Consider the following 15712-nt stretch of genomic DNA (forward strand, 5'->3'; position numbering starts at 1 on the left):
CGGTACCGAGGCGCCGGCGCGGCCGGGGGTCGCGACGGCGTCAGCGGTTGCGGAGGCGCTTGCTGAGCTCGTTCAGGCGCTGCTTCTCGGCGCCCGAGAGCGAGTCCATCCCGTGGCTGCCGATCTTGTCGAGCAGGTCGTCGAGCTCGGCCTGGTCGCCCGGCGACGCCGGAGCGCTCCCGGGCGGGGGCGGCATCGGCGCGGCGGGCGAGCGCCACGGGCCCTCGACGACGCGCTGGCCCGGTCCGCCCTCGGGGCGCTTCGGCTTCGTCGGCTTCGCCCGGCCCCTGCCCGACGAGCGGCGGCGCGGGCCCGAACTGACGTCGATCGGGATGTGGGGGATGGGCCACGCCGACGCGAGCCCGAGCGAGCGCCCTGCGCTGAGCGCGACGGCGACGGACACGAGCAGGAAGAGGATCGCCCCCGAGTCGCGGGATCCGGTGAACTGGAGGAGCTGGAGCCCGGTGAACACCGCGGCGATCGCCCACAGCGGCACGACGTCGAACCAGCGCACGTTGGGGTAGGTCGCCGCGTACACCCAGATCCCGGCGAGGAACAGCGGCCCGAGGCCGAACGAGACGTTGAAGTCGAAGGTCGAGTCGAGCAGTCCGAGCAGGGCCAGCACGACGCCCGGGACGATCGCCACCGCGAGCACCCAGGCGAGGAACTTGACCTTGCCGAAGAGCGCCTCGAGCTGCTGACCGAACGACCAGAAGAACGCGATCGAGATCAGCGCGAAGAACCCGGGGATCTCGGCGATCGGCCACGTCACGAGGCGCCAGATCTCGCCCGAGCGCACGGCGGCGCCGTTGAACACGAGGCGTGCGAACAGCTGGTCGGGGCTGATCGCCCAGATGAACATCGAGGCGATCGCGAGGACGCTGATGATGTCGACGGTGGTCGCGTCGTAGCGGCCGACACGGAACCAGCCCTCGTTGGGCCGGCGTCGGAACATGGCGGCGAAGTACTGCGACATCAGCCGCTTACCGTACCGGCCCGTCCGTAGCCTGGACACGTCATGATCAGCCGTCCACCCGCCGGAACGATCCCCGACGAACCGGGCTCCTACCAGTTCAAGGACGAGCGCGGCCGGGTCATCTACGTGGGCAAGGCGTCGAGCCTGCGCCAGCGGTTGTCGAACTACTTCCAGAACCCGCGCAACATGCACCCGCGGACCGCCCAGATGGTCGAGACGGCCCACTCCGTCGAGTGGACGATCGTGCGCAACGAGGTCGAGGCGCTGATGCTCGAGTACTCGCTGATCAAGGAGCACGACCCGCGCTTCAACGTCCGCCTGCGCGACGACAAGAGCTACCCGTTCCTCGCGGTGACCGACGGCGACGTGTGGCCGCGGGCGATGGTGATGCGCGGGACGAAGAAGAAGGGGACGCGCTACTTCGGGCCCTACGCCCACGCCTACGCGATCCGCGACACCCTCGACCTGCTGCTGCGCAGCTTCCCGATCCGCACTTGCAGCGAGTCGAAGTTCGCCGAGCACGAGCGGATCGGCCGGCCGTGCCTGCTGTTCCACATCGAGAAGTGCTCGGGGCCCTGCGTCGGCGAGATCGAGGAGATGGAGTACCGCCAGCTCGTCACCGAGCTGACGCAGTTCCTCGACGGGGACACCGACGAGATCGTCGACCGGCTGGAGGCGGAGATGCGGTCGGCGGCGACCGACCTCGACTTCGAGAAGGCGGCGCGGCTGCGCGACCGGCTGGAGGCGGTGCGCAAGGCGATCGCCAAGCAGCAGATGGTCGCCGACAAGAACGAGGACCTGGACGTGATCGGGATCGCCGGCGACGAGCTGGAGGCGTCGGTCCAGGTGTTCTACGTCCGCAAGGGGCGGGTGATGGGGCGCAAGGGGTTCGTGCTCGACAAGGTCGAGGAGCTGACCCCCGGCCTGCTGATCGACCGGATCCTCGAGTCGCTCTACGGCGAGGAACCCGTGGTCGGGATCCCCAAGCAGGTGCTCGTCCCCGACGAACCCGACGACGGATCGACCTACGAGGCCTGGCTCGAGCTGATCCGCGGCTCGAAGGTGCAGGTGCGCGTCCCGCAGCGCGGCGCCAAGAAGGCCCTGCTCGAGACCGTCACGCGCAACGCGCAGGAGGAGTTCACCCGCCACCGCCTGCGCCGGGCGAGCGACCACAACACCCGCAGCCGGGCGCTCACCGAGCTGCAGCACCACCTCGGGCTGCCGGAGGCCCCGCTGCGCATCGAGTGCTACGACATGGCGCACCTCCAGGGGACCGACTACGTCGGCTCGATGGTGGTGCTCGAGGACGGGTTGCCGGCCAAGCGCGAGTACCGCCGGTTCAAGGTGAACGACGTCGGCGCCGAGGCGGGCGGCGGCAGCGACGACTACGCGGCGATGGCCGAGGTGATCCGCCGGCGGCTGAAGGCGTACCTCGCCGAGCAGGACCGGCCGCTCGAGGAGCGCACCGGACCCGACGACGACGGTCGGTCCGACGGTTCCGGCAAGAAGGCGCGCACCCCCGGCAAGTTCGCCTACCCGCCCCAGCTCCTGCTCGTCGACGGGGGCAAGGGCCAGGTGAGCGCGACCCAGGCGGTCGTCGAGGAGCTCGGGCTCGCCGACGAGATCCCGGTGGCCGGGCTCGCGAAGCGCTTCGAGGAGGTCTACGTCCCCGGGCGCTCCGAGCCGGTCGAGATCCCCCGCGGGTCCGAGGCGCTGTTCATGCTGCAGCGGATCCGCGACGAGGCGCACCGCTTCGCCAACACGTTCCACCGCGAGCGGAGGAGCAAGCGGATGACCTCGAGCGCGCTCGACGGCATCCCCGGCCTCGGCGAGGTCCGCAAGCGGAAGCTGACCAAGGCGATGGGCGGGGTCACCGCGGTGAAGCGGGCGAGCCTCGAGGAGCTGCGCTCCCACAGCTTCCTCCCCGACGCCGTCGCGGAGGCCGTGCACGCCAAGTTCCACCCCGCCGACTGAACCGTCGCGCTCCGGATCCGGCCCGCACCGACATGCGCTGCGATGGGCCCGGACCGTGATGGTCAGGTGAGCTGGGAGATGATGTCGTCGGCGAAGCGGGCGTAGGCGTCGAGGCGCTCGGACGGGGTCGCTCCCAGGGTGAAGTCGGGGACGATCACCTCGTCGAAGCCCTGCTCGGCGTAGCGGCCGAGCTGCTCGACGACGTGGTCGTCGCTGCCGGCGACGGCACGGTCGCCCATCTCACCCGAGCGCAGCTTCTCCGCCTTCGAGTCGTCGTCGGTGAGGAAGAACATCGCCTGCACCGAGGTCCGCAGCGTCGTCGGGTCCGTCCCCGCCGACTCGCAGGCCTCGACGAACGACCGACGCGTGTCGGCCGAGGTGTCGGGGTTGCCCCAGGTGTTCCACTCCTGGGCGTGGCGGGCGGTGATCCCGAGCATCCGCGGGCTGCCCGTGCCGACCAGGATCGGCAGGCGGTCCTGCACCGGCTTCGGGTCGCACGGCGCGTCGGTGATGTCGTGGAAGTCACCGTGGAAGGTGGTGCGGTCCCGGTCGAGCAGCGACCGCACGATCTGGATCGACTCCTCGAACCGGCTCACCCGCGCCCCGGGCTGCTCGAGCTCGATGCCGTAGGCGGCGTGCTCGTTGATCTGCCACCCGGCGCCGATGCCGAGGGTGAAGCGACCGCCCGAGAGCTGGTCGATGGTCGCCGCGCGGTTCGCCAGCAGCGCCGGGTGGTGGATCGAGGTGGGGGCGACGAGGGGACCGAGCCGCAGCCTTGACGTGACGGCCGCGACCGCGGGCAGCATCGTCCAGCACTCGTGGACGTCGCCGGGGGAGAACGTCTCGTCTCCCGTGTTGGGCATGTAGTGGTCGGCGTACCACAGGCAGTACCAGCCGCCCTCGTCGGCCATGCGGGCGAGGTCGAGCACCTCCGCGGGCGGTCGGGACGGGTTCGGCCAGACGGAGAAGTCCATCGTTGGCACCGTAGCGAGCCGATCCGGGGCGAGCCCCCGCGAGCGCCCCGCGCGAGCGGGACCGACCACCTCCGCGACGGCGGATGCGGTCCACGACGAGCGTCGGGTCGGCCTCGGGGGAGCGGTGCGTAGCCTGCCGACGTGCCGCGCTGCGATCGTCGCCCCCGCCGCCGGAGCGCGCCGTGACCAGGGAGATGTGGGAGGAGCACGCCCGGTGGTGGGTGGACGGCTTCACCGACGGAGTCGACCCGGAGTACACCGAGCAGATCATCCCGATGGCGACCGCCGAGCTCGCCGGTGCCGAGCGGGTGCTCGACGTCGGGTGCGGGGAGGGCCAGATCGCACGCGTCGCCGTGGAGGGCGGCTCGCACGTCGTGGGCGTCGATCCGACGTGGGGGTGCCTCGAGGTGGCGGCACGTCGCGGCGGGGGACCCGCGTACGCACGCGCCGCGGCGGCGTCGCTGCCCTTCGCCGACCGCTCCTTCGATGCGGTGGTCGCGTGCCTCGTCTTCGAGCACATCGACGACGTCGACGCCGCGATCGCCGAGGTGGCGCGGGTGACCGAGGTGGGCGGCCGGTTCTGCCTCTTCCTCAACCACCCGATCCTGCAGGCGCCGGGCAGCGTCTGGGTCGACGACCACCTCGTCGACCCGCCCGAGCAGTACTGGCGCCTCGGCCCCTACCTCGACGAGGTCGAGACGGTCGAGGAGGTCGAGCTCGGCGTCCACGTCCGCTTCCTGCACCGGCCGCTCTCGCGCTACGTCAACGCCCTCGCGGCGAACGGGCTCGCGATCGAGCACATGGCCGAACCGGCCCCACCGCCCGGCTTCCTCGCCCGCGCCCCCGGCTACGCGGCCAGCGCCGCCTTCCCCCGCCTGCTGCTCCTGCGCTCCCGGCGCACGGCCTGACGACAGGTCGTCGCGACGGCCCGGCTTCGTTCCGACGACGCCCGCGACCGCTGCCAGTACCCTGGAGCGGTGGCCGAGATCGTGCTGATCACCGGGTTGTCGGGAGCCGGGCGATCCGCCACGGCCGACGTGCTCGAGGATCTCGGCTGGTACGTGGTCGACAACCTTCCGACCGCGCTCGTCGGCACGATCGTGGACATCGCGTCGAAGCCGGGCAGCGACATCTCGCGGCTCGCCCTCGTCGCCGGACGCCAGCACGACGACCTGCTCCCCAAGGTCGGCGAGGTGCGCGCGAGCGGCCACCGGGTGACGGTCGTGTTCCTCGACGCCACCACCCCCGAGCTCGTCCGCCGCTACGACGCGACGCGCCGACGCCACCCGCTGGCCGACCAGGCCGACGGCCTGGTCGAGTCGATCACGCTCGAGCGTCGTCAGCTCGACCCCGTCCGCGGCACCGCCGACCTGGTCATCGACACCACCGATCTCAACGTCCACCAGCTGAAGGACCGCCTCGTCGCGGCGTTCGACGAGTCGTCGGAGTCGCGGCTCCAGGTGTCGGTCGAGAGCTTCGGGTTCAAGCACGGCCTCCCCCTCGACGCGGACGTCGTGATGGATGTGCGGTTCCTGCCGAACCCGCACTGGCAGCCCGAGCTCCGCCCCCTCACCGGCCACGACCCGAAGGTGCGCGACCACGTCCTCGAGACGGCCGCCGGGTCCGACTTCTGCGACCGCTTCGACGACCTGCTGGGATCGCTGCTGCCGCAGTACCAGGCCGAGGGGCGCAGCTACCTGACGGTCGCGATCGGGTGCACCGGGGGCCGCCACCGATCGGTCGCGATCGCCGAGGAGCTGGCGGCGCGCCTGCGGTCGCGCGGGGTGGCGGTGCGCGCGACCCATCGCGACGTCGGGCGCTGAACCCGCACGAGGCCAGCGATTACAGTCGGCGCCGACGGGGCACCTCCCACGTCGGCCGCCCGTTCGGCCGCCCCCCGGGACCGCAACACGCAAAGGATTCCACCATGACAGTTCGCGTCGGCATCAACGGCTTCGGCCGCATCGGTCGCAACTTCTTCCGCGCCGCCAAGGAGCAGGGAGCCGACATCGACTTCGTCGCCGTCAACGACCTCGGATCGCTCGACACGATGGCCCACCTGCTGAAGTACGACTCGGTGCTCGAGCAGCTCCCCGAGACGATCAAGCCGGTGAAGGACGGGATCAAGGTCGGCTCCGACACGTTGAAGGTGCTGAGCGAGCGTGACCCGGCGGCGCTGCCGTGGGGGGATCTGGGCGTCGACGTCGTGGTGGAGTCGACGGGAATCTTCAACACCCGTGACAAGGCCGCCGCGCACCTCGAGGGCGGGGCGCCCCTGGTGATCGTGTCGGCTCCGTGCACCGAGGCCGACGCCACCTTCGTGTACGGGGTCAACCACAAGACGTTCAAGCACAAGGACCACAAGGTCGTCTCCAACGCGAGCTGCACGACCAACTGCTTCGTCCCGCTGGTGAAGGTGCTCGACGACGCGTTCGGGGTGGTGGAGGGCCTGATGACGACGGTCCACGCCTACACCGGTGACCAGTCGCTCGTCGACGGTCCGCACTCCGACATGCGCCGGGCCCGCGCCGCCGCGATCAACATCATCCCGACCTCGACGGGGGCGGCGCGCGCGACCTCGCTGGTGATGGAGTCGATGAAGGGCAAGCTCGACGGCACCGCCCTGCGGGTGCCCGTGCCGACCGGTTCGATCACCGACTTCACGGCGAACCTCTCGACGGAGGCGTCCGTCGACGAGATCAACGCCGCGTTCAAGGCCGCTGCGTCGAAGGGCCCGCTCAAGGGCATCCTCAAGTACACCGAGGACCCGATCGTCTCGAGCGACATCGTGACGGACCCGGCGAGCTGCACCTTCGACGCCGACCTCACCATGACGATGGGGAAGATGGTCAAGGTGAACGGCTGGTACGACAACGAGTGGGGCTACTCGAACCGCCTCGTCGACCTGGCGGCGTTCTGCGGCGCTAAGGTCCGGAGGTGACGCGTGGGCGTGGGTGACGTCCCCCGCCTCGAGGATCTCGAGCGTGAGATCGGCGACCTGTCGGGGTCGCGCGTGCTCGTGCGCACCGACTTCAACGTCCCCCTGTCCCACGACGACCACGGCAAGTCGACGGTGACCGACGACTTCCGCATCCGGGCCGCGCTGCCGACGATCGAGTGGCTGACCGAGCGCGGCGCGCAGGTGGTGACGGCGAGCCACCTGGGGCGTCCGAAGGGTCAGGAGAAGCCCGAGTTCTCGATGGCACCGGTGCGCGAACGCCTCGCCGAGCTGGCGCCGGGTGTCGAGCTGCTGGAGAACCTGCGCTTCGACCCGGGCGAGACGGCGAACGACCCGGAGTTCGTCGAGGAGCTCGTCGACGGGATCGACGCCTACGTCAACGATGCGTTCGGCGCGTCGCACCGGGCCCACGCGTCGATCGTCGGGCCGCCCAAGCGCGTGCCGTGCGCGATGGGTCGGCTCCTGGAGACCGAGGTCGACGTCCTGCTCGGGCTGCGCGACAGACCGAAGCACCCCTTCGTCGCGGTGCTCGGGGGCGCGAAGATCTCGGACAAGCTCGGGGTGATCGAAGCTCTGCTCGATCGCGTCGACGCGATCGTCATCGGCGGTGCGATGTGCTTCACCTTCTTCGCCGCCCGGGGATCGTCCATCGGAGACTCGCTGCACGAGCCGGAGATGATCGAGACCTGCGCGGAGCTGCTCGCGAAGGCCGAGCGGCTCGGCAAGGTGATCCACCTCCCCGACGACGTGGTCGGCACCGACTCGAGCGGCGAGTTCGCCCAGTTCGGGTCGCGCCTCCCCGACGGGGCGACCGGGTACGACATCGGTCCCGGTTCGGCCGCCGCGTTCAGCGACGTGGTCATGGACGCGCGGATGGTCTTCTGGAACGGTCCGATGGGCATGTTCGAGGACAGCCGCTTCGAGTCGGGGACGCGCACGATCGCGCAGGCGATGGCCGACACGAAGGCGTTCACCGTCGTCGGCGGTGGCGACTCGGCCGCGGCGCTCGCCCAGTTCCACCTCGACGACGAGGTCGACCACGTCTCGACCGGCGGGGGAGCGAGCCTGGAGCTGCTCGAGACCGGCGACCTGCCGGGCCTCGCCGCGCTCCGCTCCGCCTGAGCGCCACGGCGCGCACCAACATCGCACCACCGTGTGCCGACAGCGCCGGCACCGCACGTCGAACTCGCGCTCCACGAAGGGAACCACATGTCACGCACCCCGCTCATCTCGGGCAACTGGAAGATGAACCTCAACCACTTCGAGGCGATCCAGCTCGTGCAGAAGCTGCACTACCTCGTCCCGAGCGACGTGCTCGAGGAGGTCGACGTGTCGATCCACCCGCCGTTCACCGATCTGCGCTCGGTCCAGACCCTCGTGGAGAGCGAGGGCATGGACTTCGCGCTCGGGGCGCAGCACTGCCACACCGACGACAGCGGGGCGTTCACCGGTGAGGTGTCGCCCGCGTTCCTCGCCAAGCTCAACACCGAGTACGTGATCTGCGGGCACAGCGAGCGCCGCCAGGTCTTCGGGGAGTCCGACGAGACGGTGAACGCCAAGGTCCTCGCGATCCTGCAGCACGAGATGACGCCGATCATGTGCTGCGGCGAGACGCTCGAGGAGCGCGAGGCGGGCTCGACCGAGTCGAAGGTCCTGGCGCAGGTGGCCGCCGGGCTCGCCGGGGTGCCGGCCGAGCAGGTGGGCGGGCTCGTCGTCGCGTACGAACCGATCTGGGCGATCGGGACGGGGAGGACGGCGACCGCCGACGACGCCCAGAGCGTGTGCTCGGCGATCCGGTCGGGGATCGCCGAGTCGTTCGGGACCGACGCGTCGAAAGCGGTGCGGATCCAGTACGGCGGCTCGGTGAAGGCGGCGAACGCCGCCGAGCTGATGGGCCAGCCCGACATCGACGGGGCGCTCGTCGGAGGGGCGAGCCTCGACCCCGACGAGTTCGCCGGTGTGATCCGGTTCGATCGCTGACCGGCCGCAGAACGTCGCCTTCAGCATTCGCTCGGCTACGAACGGTGGGAGCGTCGGGTCGGAGTTCACGGGACCGAAACGAAGTTGCACGACGGGGTGCGCGCGTGCTGGTACATTTCCGGTGTTCCGGATCACCGGGGAGGAGATCTCGGAGCGCGCACGGTCAGCGTCGACCGACCATCGAGGTGGTATCCGGCGACGCCCCGAGCGAAACCCCTTCACCACAGACACCTCCCGTCTGTAGTCCAACCCAGGAGGACACCCACCGTGAACACCACCCGACGGAGCTCGAAGCTCCTCGCCGTCGCAGCTGCGTCGGCGCTCGTCGTCGCCGCCTGCGGCAGCGATGCCGAGGAGTCGACCGAGGTCGCCACCGACACGAGTGACACCGGCGAGACCGGCGGCACCGAGCCGATGACGACCGACGGCGAGACCATGACGACCGACGGCGAGACGATGACGACCGACGGCGAAGCCATGACCACCGACACGACCGGTGGCAGCGGGAGCGCCGGAGGATCCGGGAGCTTCGCCTACGGCAACGCCCAGGAGTTCAGCAACTACAACAACAACCTCGGCACGAGCAACTCGGTCAAGAACACGATCGTGCTCAACGAGGTCCAGCCGAGCCCGTACAACTTCGCCGGCCCCGACGGCGGCCTCGTCCTCGACGAGGAGCTCATGGAGTCGGTCGAGCTGACCAGCGAGGACCCGCAGACCATCGAGTACGTCGTCAACCCCGACGCCGCCTGGTCCGACGGCGAGCCCATCGACTGCGACGACTTCCAGCTGCAGTACCACGCCAACAACGGCGCCTACCTCCAGCTCGATGACGCCGGCGAGCCCGTCACCGACGACTCCGGCACCGAGCTGTTCCTGTTCGACCTCGTCGGGACGACCGGCTACGAGGACATCGACACCGTCGAGTGCTCCGAGGACGGCAAGACGATCACCGTGACCTACGGCACGGCCTACGCCGACTGGCAGTCGCTCTTCGACGGCATGGTCCCCGCCCACGTCATCGGCAGCGAGGCCGGCGTCGACGACCTGCTCGGCGCCTTCGAGGGTGACGACCGGGAGTCGATCGAGGCGATCGCCGAGACGTACAACACCCTGTACACCGTCGACCCGGGCACGATCGACGAGGCCACGATGCTCTCGGGCGGCCCGTTCGCCCTCGGCTCGTGGGAGGCCGGCCAGAGCCTGACCCTCGTCCCGAACGAGAGCTACTGGGGCACGCCCGCCAACGGCGAGGTCGTCTTCCGCTACATCGCCGAGGAGGCCCAGGCCCAGGCGCTCGCCAACGGCGAGATCAACGCGATGGACCCGCAGCCGACCCCCGACCTGCTCAGCACCCTCGAGGGCACCGACGGCGTGACCGTCGAGAACGGCTCGCAGTACACCTGGGAGCACTTCGACTTCAACTTCCTCAACGAGACGCTGCAGGACCCGCTGGTCCGCGAGGCGTTCGTCAAGTGCCTCCCGCGCCAGCAGATGGTCGACAACCTGATCGTCCCGCTGCAGCCCGAGGCCGAGGTGCTTAACAACCGCTGGGTGATGCCCTTCGAGGAGGGCTACGAGGACACCTCGGGCGGCGAGTACGACGAGGTCGACATCGAAGGCGCCCGGGCGCTCCTGCAGGAGGCCGGCCAGGAGGGGCTCGAGCTCCGCATCGGCTGGTTCGACAACGGCGGCAACCAGCGCCGCACCGACCAGGTCGCCCTCGCCGTCGAGAGCTGCAACCAGGCCGGCTTCAACATGGTGGACGCCGGCTCGGAGACCTTCTTCGACGTCGAGCTCGCCGCCGGTGACTGGGACATCGCGATGTTCGCCTGGGCGGGCAGCCCGCTGAAGAGCGGCGCGATCGCGACCTACCAGCCCGGTTCGGGCAACAACGTCGGATCGATCTCGATCCCCGAGCTCGAGCCGCTGCTGGCCGAGCTCGCCGGCGAGACCGATCCGGACGCCCAGATCGAGCTCGCCAACGAGATCGACACGATCCTGTGGGAGAACCTGGCCACCATCCCGGTGTTCACCTTCCCCGGTGTCGCGGCCTACGCCGACGACGCCGAGAACGTCATCTACAACCCGTCGCAGAACGGCCTGACGTTCAACGCGTCGCAGTGGCAGATCGCCTGATCGGCCCAGCACCCATCGAACACCACTGAACGGACGGGTGGCGCACCGCAGCACGCGGTGCGCCACCCGCACGGTCTCACCCCATGTTCTTCTTCGTCCTCCGCCGCATCCTCGTGTCGATCCCGATCCTGTTGGCATCGAGCGTGCTCATGTTCTTCCTGGTCATCAACTCCGGTGACCCCCTGTTCGACCTGCGCGGATCAACGAACCCCAACGTCGACCAGCTCATCGCCGCGAGGCGCCAACGGCTCCGACTGGACGACTCGGGCTGGGAGCGGTACGTCGACTGGGTCACCGGCATCTTCCGCGGTGACTTCGGCCAGAACCGGGAGGGTCAGAACGTGTCGACCCTGCTCTGGCAGGCCGTCCAGACGACCTTCCGCCTGGTGATCCTCGCGACCGTGCTCTCGATCGTCATCGGCATCGTCTTCGGGATCATCACCGCCGTGCGCCAGTACAGCGCCATCGACTACGGCTCGACCTTCGCCGCCTTCCTCTTCTTCTCGCTCCCCGTGTTCTGGGTCGCCGTCCTGCTGAAGGAGTTCGGGGCGATCAAGTACAACGACTACCTCCAGGATCCCGGGCTCTCGGCGACCGGGATCTGGCTGCTCGTCGCCGTCGGGGGCCTCTTCGCGTTCGGCGTCGTACCCGGGCGCATGGGACGCCGCGTCCCGATCGCGCTCGCCGTCGCGGGCGCCCTCGCCGCGATCCTGCTCGTGATCGACGCGACCGACTGGATCTCGGGCCCCGGCTTCTCGACCCCGGTCATCGCCGTCATGTCGCTCGGTGCCGGTGTCGTCGCCGCGATGCTGTTCGCCCCTCTCTCGGTCACGCGGGTCGTGCTCGCCGGCGTCGCGGCCGCCGTGGTCGGCGTCGTCGGCTCGCTCGTGGCGTCGTCGTGGATCGCGGACCCGAACTGGACCAAGCTGTTCGTCCTGCTGCTCGCCACGCTGGCGGTCGGCGCCGCCACCGGAGCGGTCGTCGGCGGCGCCGTCGACCGGCGCCCGGCGGTGCGAGCGGGGATGGCCGCCACCCTGCTCGTCGCCGGGATCGTCCTCGTCGACCGCTTCCTCTCGGCGTGGGAGCCCGGTCGGACGATCGGCACCGTCGGCCCCCAGACGCCGAACCTGACGGGGTCGTTCTGGGAGCGGATGGTCGACTACGCCGGTCACCAGATCCTCCCGTCCCTCGCCCTCGCGCTGATCGGCTTCGCCACGTTCATGCGCTACACGCGCTCGTCGATGCTCGACACCCTCAAGTCGGACTACGTCCGCACGGCGAAGGCCAAGGGCCTGCCCGCCACCCAGGTCGTGCTCCGCCACGCCTTCCGCACCGCCCTGCTCCCGGTGATGACCGTCGTGACGATCAGCTTCGCGACCGTGATCGAGGGCGCCGTCATCACCGAGACGGTGTTCGGCTGGAAGGGGATGGGCCAGCTCTTCGTGGAGGGTCTGCAGGAGGTCGACCCCTACCCCGTGATGGGCTTCGTGATCGTGGTGTCGCTGTCGATCGTGATCCTCAACGCCTTCGCCGACATCCTGTACGCCTACCTCGATCCGAGGATCCGCCGATGAGCTCCGACACCGTCCGGCCCGACGCGGCGACGACCGGTTCGGAGGCCACGCGGGTGGGCATCGGCGCCGACGCCGTCGGCGGCCACGTCGACGCCGACACCGAGCCCGGCGACGGCTCGGGGATGTCGGTGAAGGCCCGCTCCCAGCGTCAGATGGTGGTGCGACGGTTCTTCCGCCACCGCCTCGCGATGACCTCGCTCGCCGTTCTGGCGGGGATGGTCTTCCTCGCCTACGGGGGCCTGTGGTTCTGGGATCTGCCCTACGACCAGAGCGGGACGGTCGTCAACCGGGGGGAGTCCACGATCGACCTCATCCCGTGGTTCGACGGCGATGGGTTCGCCCTCGGCCAGCACCCCTTCGGGCAGGACAACATCGGGCGCGACTACTTCGCCGTCACGCTGAAGGGAGCGCAGGGCAGCATCACCGTCGCCGTCCTGGCGGGGCTGATCGCGACGACGGTCGGAGCGATCGTCGGCGCGCTCTCGGGCTTCTACCGCGGCTGGGTCGACACGGTGCTGATGCGCATCGTCGACGTCTTGTTCACGATCCCGCTGCTGCTGCTCGCCGCCGTGGTCAGCCGGCGCTTCAACGTCGAGGGCAACGTGCTGTTCGGTTCGCTGATCATCGCCTCGCTCGCCTGGCTGACCACCGCGCGCGTGATCCGGGCGGAGTTCCTGTCGATCCGGGAGAAGGAGTTCGTCGAGGCCGCCCGTGCCCTCGGCGCCTCGAACCGGCGGATCATCTTCAAGCACATGCTCCCGAACGTCATCGGGTCGGTGATCGTGTCGGCGACCCTGCTGATCTCGGCGGCGATCCTCGTCGAGGCGGCGCTGGCCTTCCTCGGGTTCGGCGTCACCGAGTACTCCCTCGGTCAGCAGGTGCAGATCTACCGCACGGCGTTCGCGTCACGACCGTGGCTGTTCTGGTGGCCGGGCGTGTTCATCATCATCATCGCCCTGTGCATCAACTTCATCGGCGACGGGCTGCGCGACGCGTTCGACCCGAAGCAGACCCGGGTCCGCCAGTGACCGGCCTCGGCGCGCCGGCCGCGCCCGGGCCGCACCACGACGGTCGCGACGTGGTCGACGACGAGGTGATGCTCGAGGTCGACGACCTGCACGTGTCGTTCCCGACCGAGGACGGCGTGGTGCGAGCGGTGCGCGGCGTGAGCTACCAGGTCAAGCGCGACGAGGTGTTCGGCATCGTCGGCGAGTCCGGATGCGGCAAGTCGGTGTCGAGCATGGCCCTGATGGGCCTGCTCCCCAAGACCGCCCGCATCGAGGGCCAGGCCCGGTACCTCGGCGAGGACCTGCTGGGACGCCCCGATCGCGAGGTGCGCGACCTGCGCGGCAGCAAGATCGCGATGATCTTCCAGGACCCGATGACCTCGCTGAACCCGGTGTACACGATCGGGCGCCAGCTCTCGGAGTCGGTGCTCGCCCACGACCGCATCCCGCCGAAGCAGGCGATGGAGCGCTCGATCGAGATGCTCGACCTCGTCGGCATCCCCCAGGCCGAGCAGCGGGCGAAGTCGTACCCGCACGAGTTCTCCGGCGGCATGCGCCAGCGCGTGATGATCGCCATGGCGATCATCAACGACCCCGACATCATCATCGCGGACGAACCGACGACGGCGCTCGACGTCACCGTCCAGGCGCAGATCCTCGAGACGCTGATGGAGGTCAAGAACCAGGTGCGCGCGGCGATCGTGCTGATCACCCACGACCTCGGGGTGATCGCCGGCGTCGCCGACCGCGTCGGGGTGATGTACGCCGGGGAGTTCGTCGAGACCGGCCCGGTCGACGACATCTTCCACGCGACGCGGATGCCGTACACCGCCGGGCTCATCGGCTCGATCCCCGCCCTCGACTCCGACGCCGACGAGCTCGTCCCGATCGGCGGGGCTCCCCCCACCCTGATCGACCCGCCCGCCGGGTGCGCGTTCAGCCCACGGTGCCCGTTGGCGACGAGCGTGTGCGTCGAGTCGGATCCGCCCCTCGCGGCGTGCGACCGCCCGGGCCACCTCGTCGCCTGCCACCACTGGGAGCAGTTGGTCGACGAGCACGACCCGAGCCACCTGTACGCCCCGCCGGAGTCGTCGTCGTGAGCGAGCCCCTGGTGCGGGTCACCGACCTGGTCAAGCACTTCCCGATCGAGGGCGACGGCTTCTTCAAGCGGGTCGTGAACCAGGTGCAGGCGGTGTCGGGGATCTCGTTCGACATCGCCCGTGGCGAGACGCTCGGCCTGGTGGGAGAGTCCGGTTCGGGCAAGAGCACCACCGGACGAGCCATCCTGCGGTTGCACGAGCCGACCTCGGGATCGGTCGTGTACGACGGGCGCGAGGTCACCGAGCTGTCGAACCCCGATCTGCAGCGGCTGCGCCAGGACGTGCAGATCGTCTTCCAGGACCCCTACGCGTCGCTCAACCCGAAGCTCCCGGTCAACGACATCGTCGGCGAGCCGTTCGTCATCCACACCTCCCTCTCCTCGAAGGAGCGCAAGCGCGAGGTCGCCCAGCTCCTCGCCGACGTCGGGCTGCAACCCGAGCACGGCAACCGCTACCCGCACGAGTTCTCCGGCGGTCAGCGCCAGCGGATCGGGATCGCTCGGGCGATCGCGCTCGACCCCGACTTCATCGTGCTCGACGAGCCGGTCTCCGCGCTCGACGTGTCGGTGCAGGCCGGGGTCGTGAACCTTCTGCGCCGCATCCAGCGCGAGCGCGACATCGCCTACCTGTTCATCGCCCACGACCTGTCGGTGGTGCGCCACGTCTCGGACCGCGTCGCGGTGATGTACCTCGGCAAGATCGTCGAGATCGGCGATCGGCCCCCGCTGTACCAGCACCCGGCGCACCCGTACACGCGAGCGCTGATGTCCGCGGTGCCGATCGCGGACCCCGTGCGCGAGCGCGAGCGGGAGCGCATCGTGCTGCAGGGCGACGTGCCGTCCCCGATCGACCCCCCGTCGGGGTGCCGCTTCCGGACCCGGTGCTGGCGAGCGACCGAGCGGTGCGCCGAGGAGGAGCCCGAGCTGCTCGAGCACACCCCGGGTCTGCTCACGGCCTGCCACCACCCGATCGCACCCGACGAGATCGTCCGGCGCCGTGACGCCGACGCCGTCGCGACGACCGTCTGAG

Annotated in this window: 13 protein-coding genes; 11 read left to right on the plus strand and 2 right to left on the minus strand. The window is 69.9% G+C overall.

Annotated elements, in window-relative coordinates:
- Window positions 1-40: 40 nt before the first annotated feature.
- On the minus strand, window positions 41-976 hold the full coding sequence (locus tag ACOOHC_RS07370) for a DUF6576 domain-containing protein (RefSeq protein WP_420453349.1): 936 nt from the start codon (window positions 974-976) through the stop codon (window positions 41-43).
- 42 nt (window positions 977-1018) lie between these two features.
- Here ACOOHC_RS07370 and uvrC point away from each other — a divergent pair, with 42 nt between their 5' ends.
- The gene (uvrC, locus tag ACOOHC_RS07375) at window positions 1019-2950 is read left to right on the plus strand and encodes an excinuclease ABC subunit UvrC (protein ID WP_420453350.1); all 1932 of its coding nucleotides are present in this window, start codon (window positions 1019-1021) and stop codon (window positions 2948-2950) included.
- A gap of 62 nt (window positions 2951-3012) precedes the next feature.
- On the opposite strand, the gene ACOOHC_RS07380 is transcribed toward uvrC, so the two are convergent.
- The gene (locus ACOOHC_RS07380) at window positions 3013-3924 is read right to left on the minus strand and encodes an LLM class flavin-dependent oxidoreductase (protein ID WP_420453351.1); all 912 of its coding nucleotides are present in this window, start codon (window positions 3922-3924) and stop codon (window positions 3013-3015) included.
- 182 nt (window positions 3925-4106) lie between these two features.
- Between ACOOHC_RS07380 and ACOOHC_RS07385 the strand changes: the two genes are divergently transcribed.
- The 10 genes from ACOOHC_RS07385 to ACOOHC_RS07430 all read left to right on the plus strand — a co-directional run bounded on the left by ACOOHC_RS07385 (window position 4107) and on the right by ACOOHC_RS07430 (window position 15711).
- Window positions 4107-4832 carry a class I SAM-dependent methyltransferase gene (locus ACOOHC_RS07385; RefSeq protein WP_420453352.1) on the plus strand — a complete coding sequence of 242 codons (726 nt, stop codon included), beginning with the start codon at window positions 4107-4109 and terminating at the stop codon, window positions 4830-4832.
- A gap of 69 nt (window positions 4833-4901) precedes the next feature.
- Entirely contained in the window at window positions 4902-5747 is an 846-nt protein-coding gene (gene rapZ, locus ACOOHC_RS07390; RefSeq protein WP_420453353.1) for an RNase adapter RapZ, read from the plus strand.
- Between the two features lie 104 nt (window positions 5748-5851).
- A complete protein-coding gene (gap, locus tag ACOOHC_RS07395) occupies window positions 5852-6865 on the plus strand; it encodes a type I glyceraldehyde-3-phosphate dehydrogenase (RefSeq protein WP_420453354.1) in 1014 nt (337 codons plus the stop codon).
- A 9-nt stretch (window positions 6866-6874) separates the two neighbouring features.
- A complete protein-coding gene (locus ACOOHC_RS07400) occupies window positions 6875-8005 on the plus strand; it encodes a phosphoglycerate kinase (protein WP_420453355.1) in 1131 nt (376 codons plus the stop codon).
- A gap of 87 nt (window positions 8006-8092) precedes the next feature.
- Entirely contained in the window at window positions 8093-8863 is a 771-nt protein-coding gene (gene tpiA, locus ACOOHC_RS07405; protein WP_420453356.1) for a triose-phosphate isomerase, read from the plus strand.
- A 267-nt stretch (window positions 8864-9130) separates the two neighbouring features.
- Window positions 9131-11002: an ABC transporter family substrate-binding protein gene (locus ACOOHC_RS07410; protein WP_420453357.1), complete on the plus strand. Its 1872-nt coding sequence runs from the start codon at window positions 9131-9133 to the stop codon at window positions 11000-11002.
- Window positions 11003-11085: 83 nt separating this feature from the next.
- Window positions 11086-12576, plus strand: a complete 1491-nt coding sequence (locus ACOOHC_RS07415; RefSeq protein ID WP_420453358.1) for an ABC transporter permease — start codon at window positions 11086-11088, stop codon at window positions 12574-12576.
- The gene (locus ACOOHC_RS07420; protein ID WP_420453359.1) at window positions 12573-13604 is read left to right on the plus strand and encodes an ABC transporter permease; all 1032 of its coding nucleotides are present in this window, start codon (window positions 12573-12575) and stop codon (window positions 13602-13604) included. Before ACOOHC_RS07415 ends, ACOOHC_RS07420 begins: the two co-directional genes overlap by 4 nt.
- A gap of 50 nt (window positions 13605-13654) precedes the next feature.
- A complete protein-coding gene (locus ACOOHC_RS07425) occupies window positions 13655-14683 on the plus strand; it encodes an ABC transporter ATP-binding protein (RefSeq protein WP_420453360.1) in 1029 nt (342 codons plus the stop codon).
- On the plus strand, window positions 14680-15711 hold the full coding sequence (locus tag ACOOHC_RS07430) for an ABC transporter ATP-binding protein (protein ID WP_420453361.1): 1032 nt from the start codon (window positions 14680-14682) through the stop codon (window positions 15709-15711). Before ACOOHC_RS07425 ends, ACOOHC_RS07430 begins: the two co-directional genes overlap by 4 nt.
- Window position 15712: the final 1 nt, after the last annotated feature.

Source organism: Ilumatobacter sp. (assembly GCF_965215205.1).
GTDB lineage: Bacteria > Actinomycetota > Acidimicrobiia > Acidimicrobiales > Ilumatobacteraceae > Ilumatobacter_A.

Excerpts from the sequence above, each read along its gene's own strand:
- tpiA (WP_420453356.1), top strand. The coding sequence starts at position 8,093 with ATGTCACGCACCCCGCTCATCTCGGGCAACTGGAAGATGAACCTCAAC.
- uvrC (WP_420453350.1), top strand. The coding sequence starts at position 1,019 with ATGATCAGCCGTCCACCCGCCGGAACGATCCCCGACGAACCGGGCTCC.
- ACOOHC_RS07415 (WP_420453358.1), top strand. The coding sequence starts at position 11,086 with ATGTTCTTCTTCGTCCTCCGCCGCATCCTCGTGTCGATCCCGATCCTG.
- ACOOHC_RS07420 (WP_420453359.1), top strand. The coding sequence starts at position 12,573 with ATGAGCTCCGACACCGTCCGGCCCGACGCGGCGACGACCGGTTCGGAG.
- ACOOHC_RS07370 (WP_420453349.1), bottom strand. The coding sequence starts at position 976 with ATGTCGCAGTACTTCGCCGCCATGTTCCGACGCCGGCCCAACGAGGGC.
- gap (WP_420453354.1), top strand. The coding sequence starts at position 5,852 with ATGACAGTTCGCGTCGGCATCAACGGCTTCGGCCGCATCGGTCGCAAC.
- ACOOHC_RS07380 (WP_420453351.1), bottom strand. The coding sequence starts at position 3,924 with ATGGACTTCTCCGTCTGGCCGAACCCGTCCCGACCGCCCGCGGAGGTG.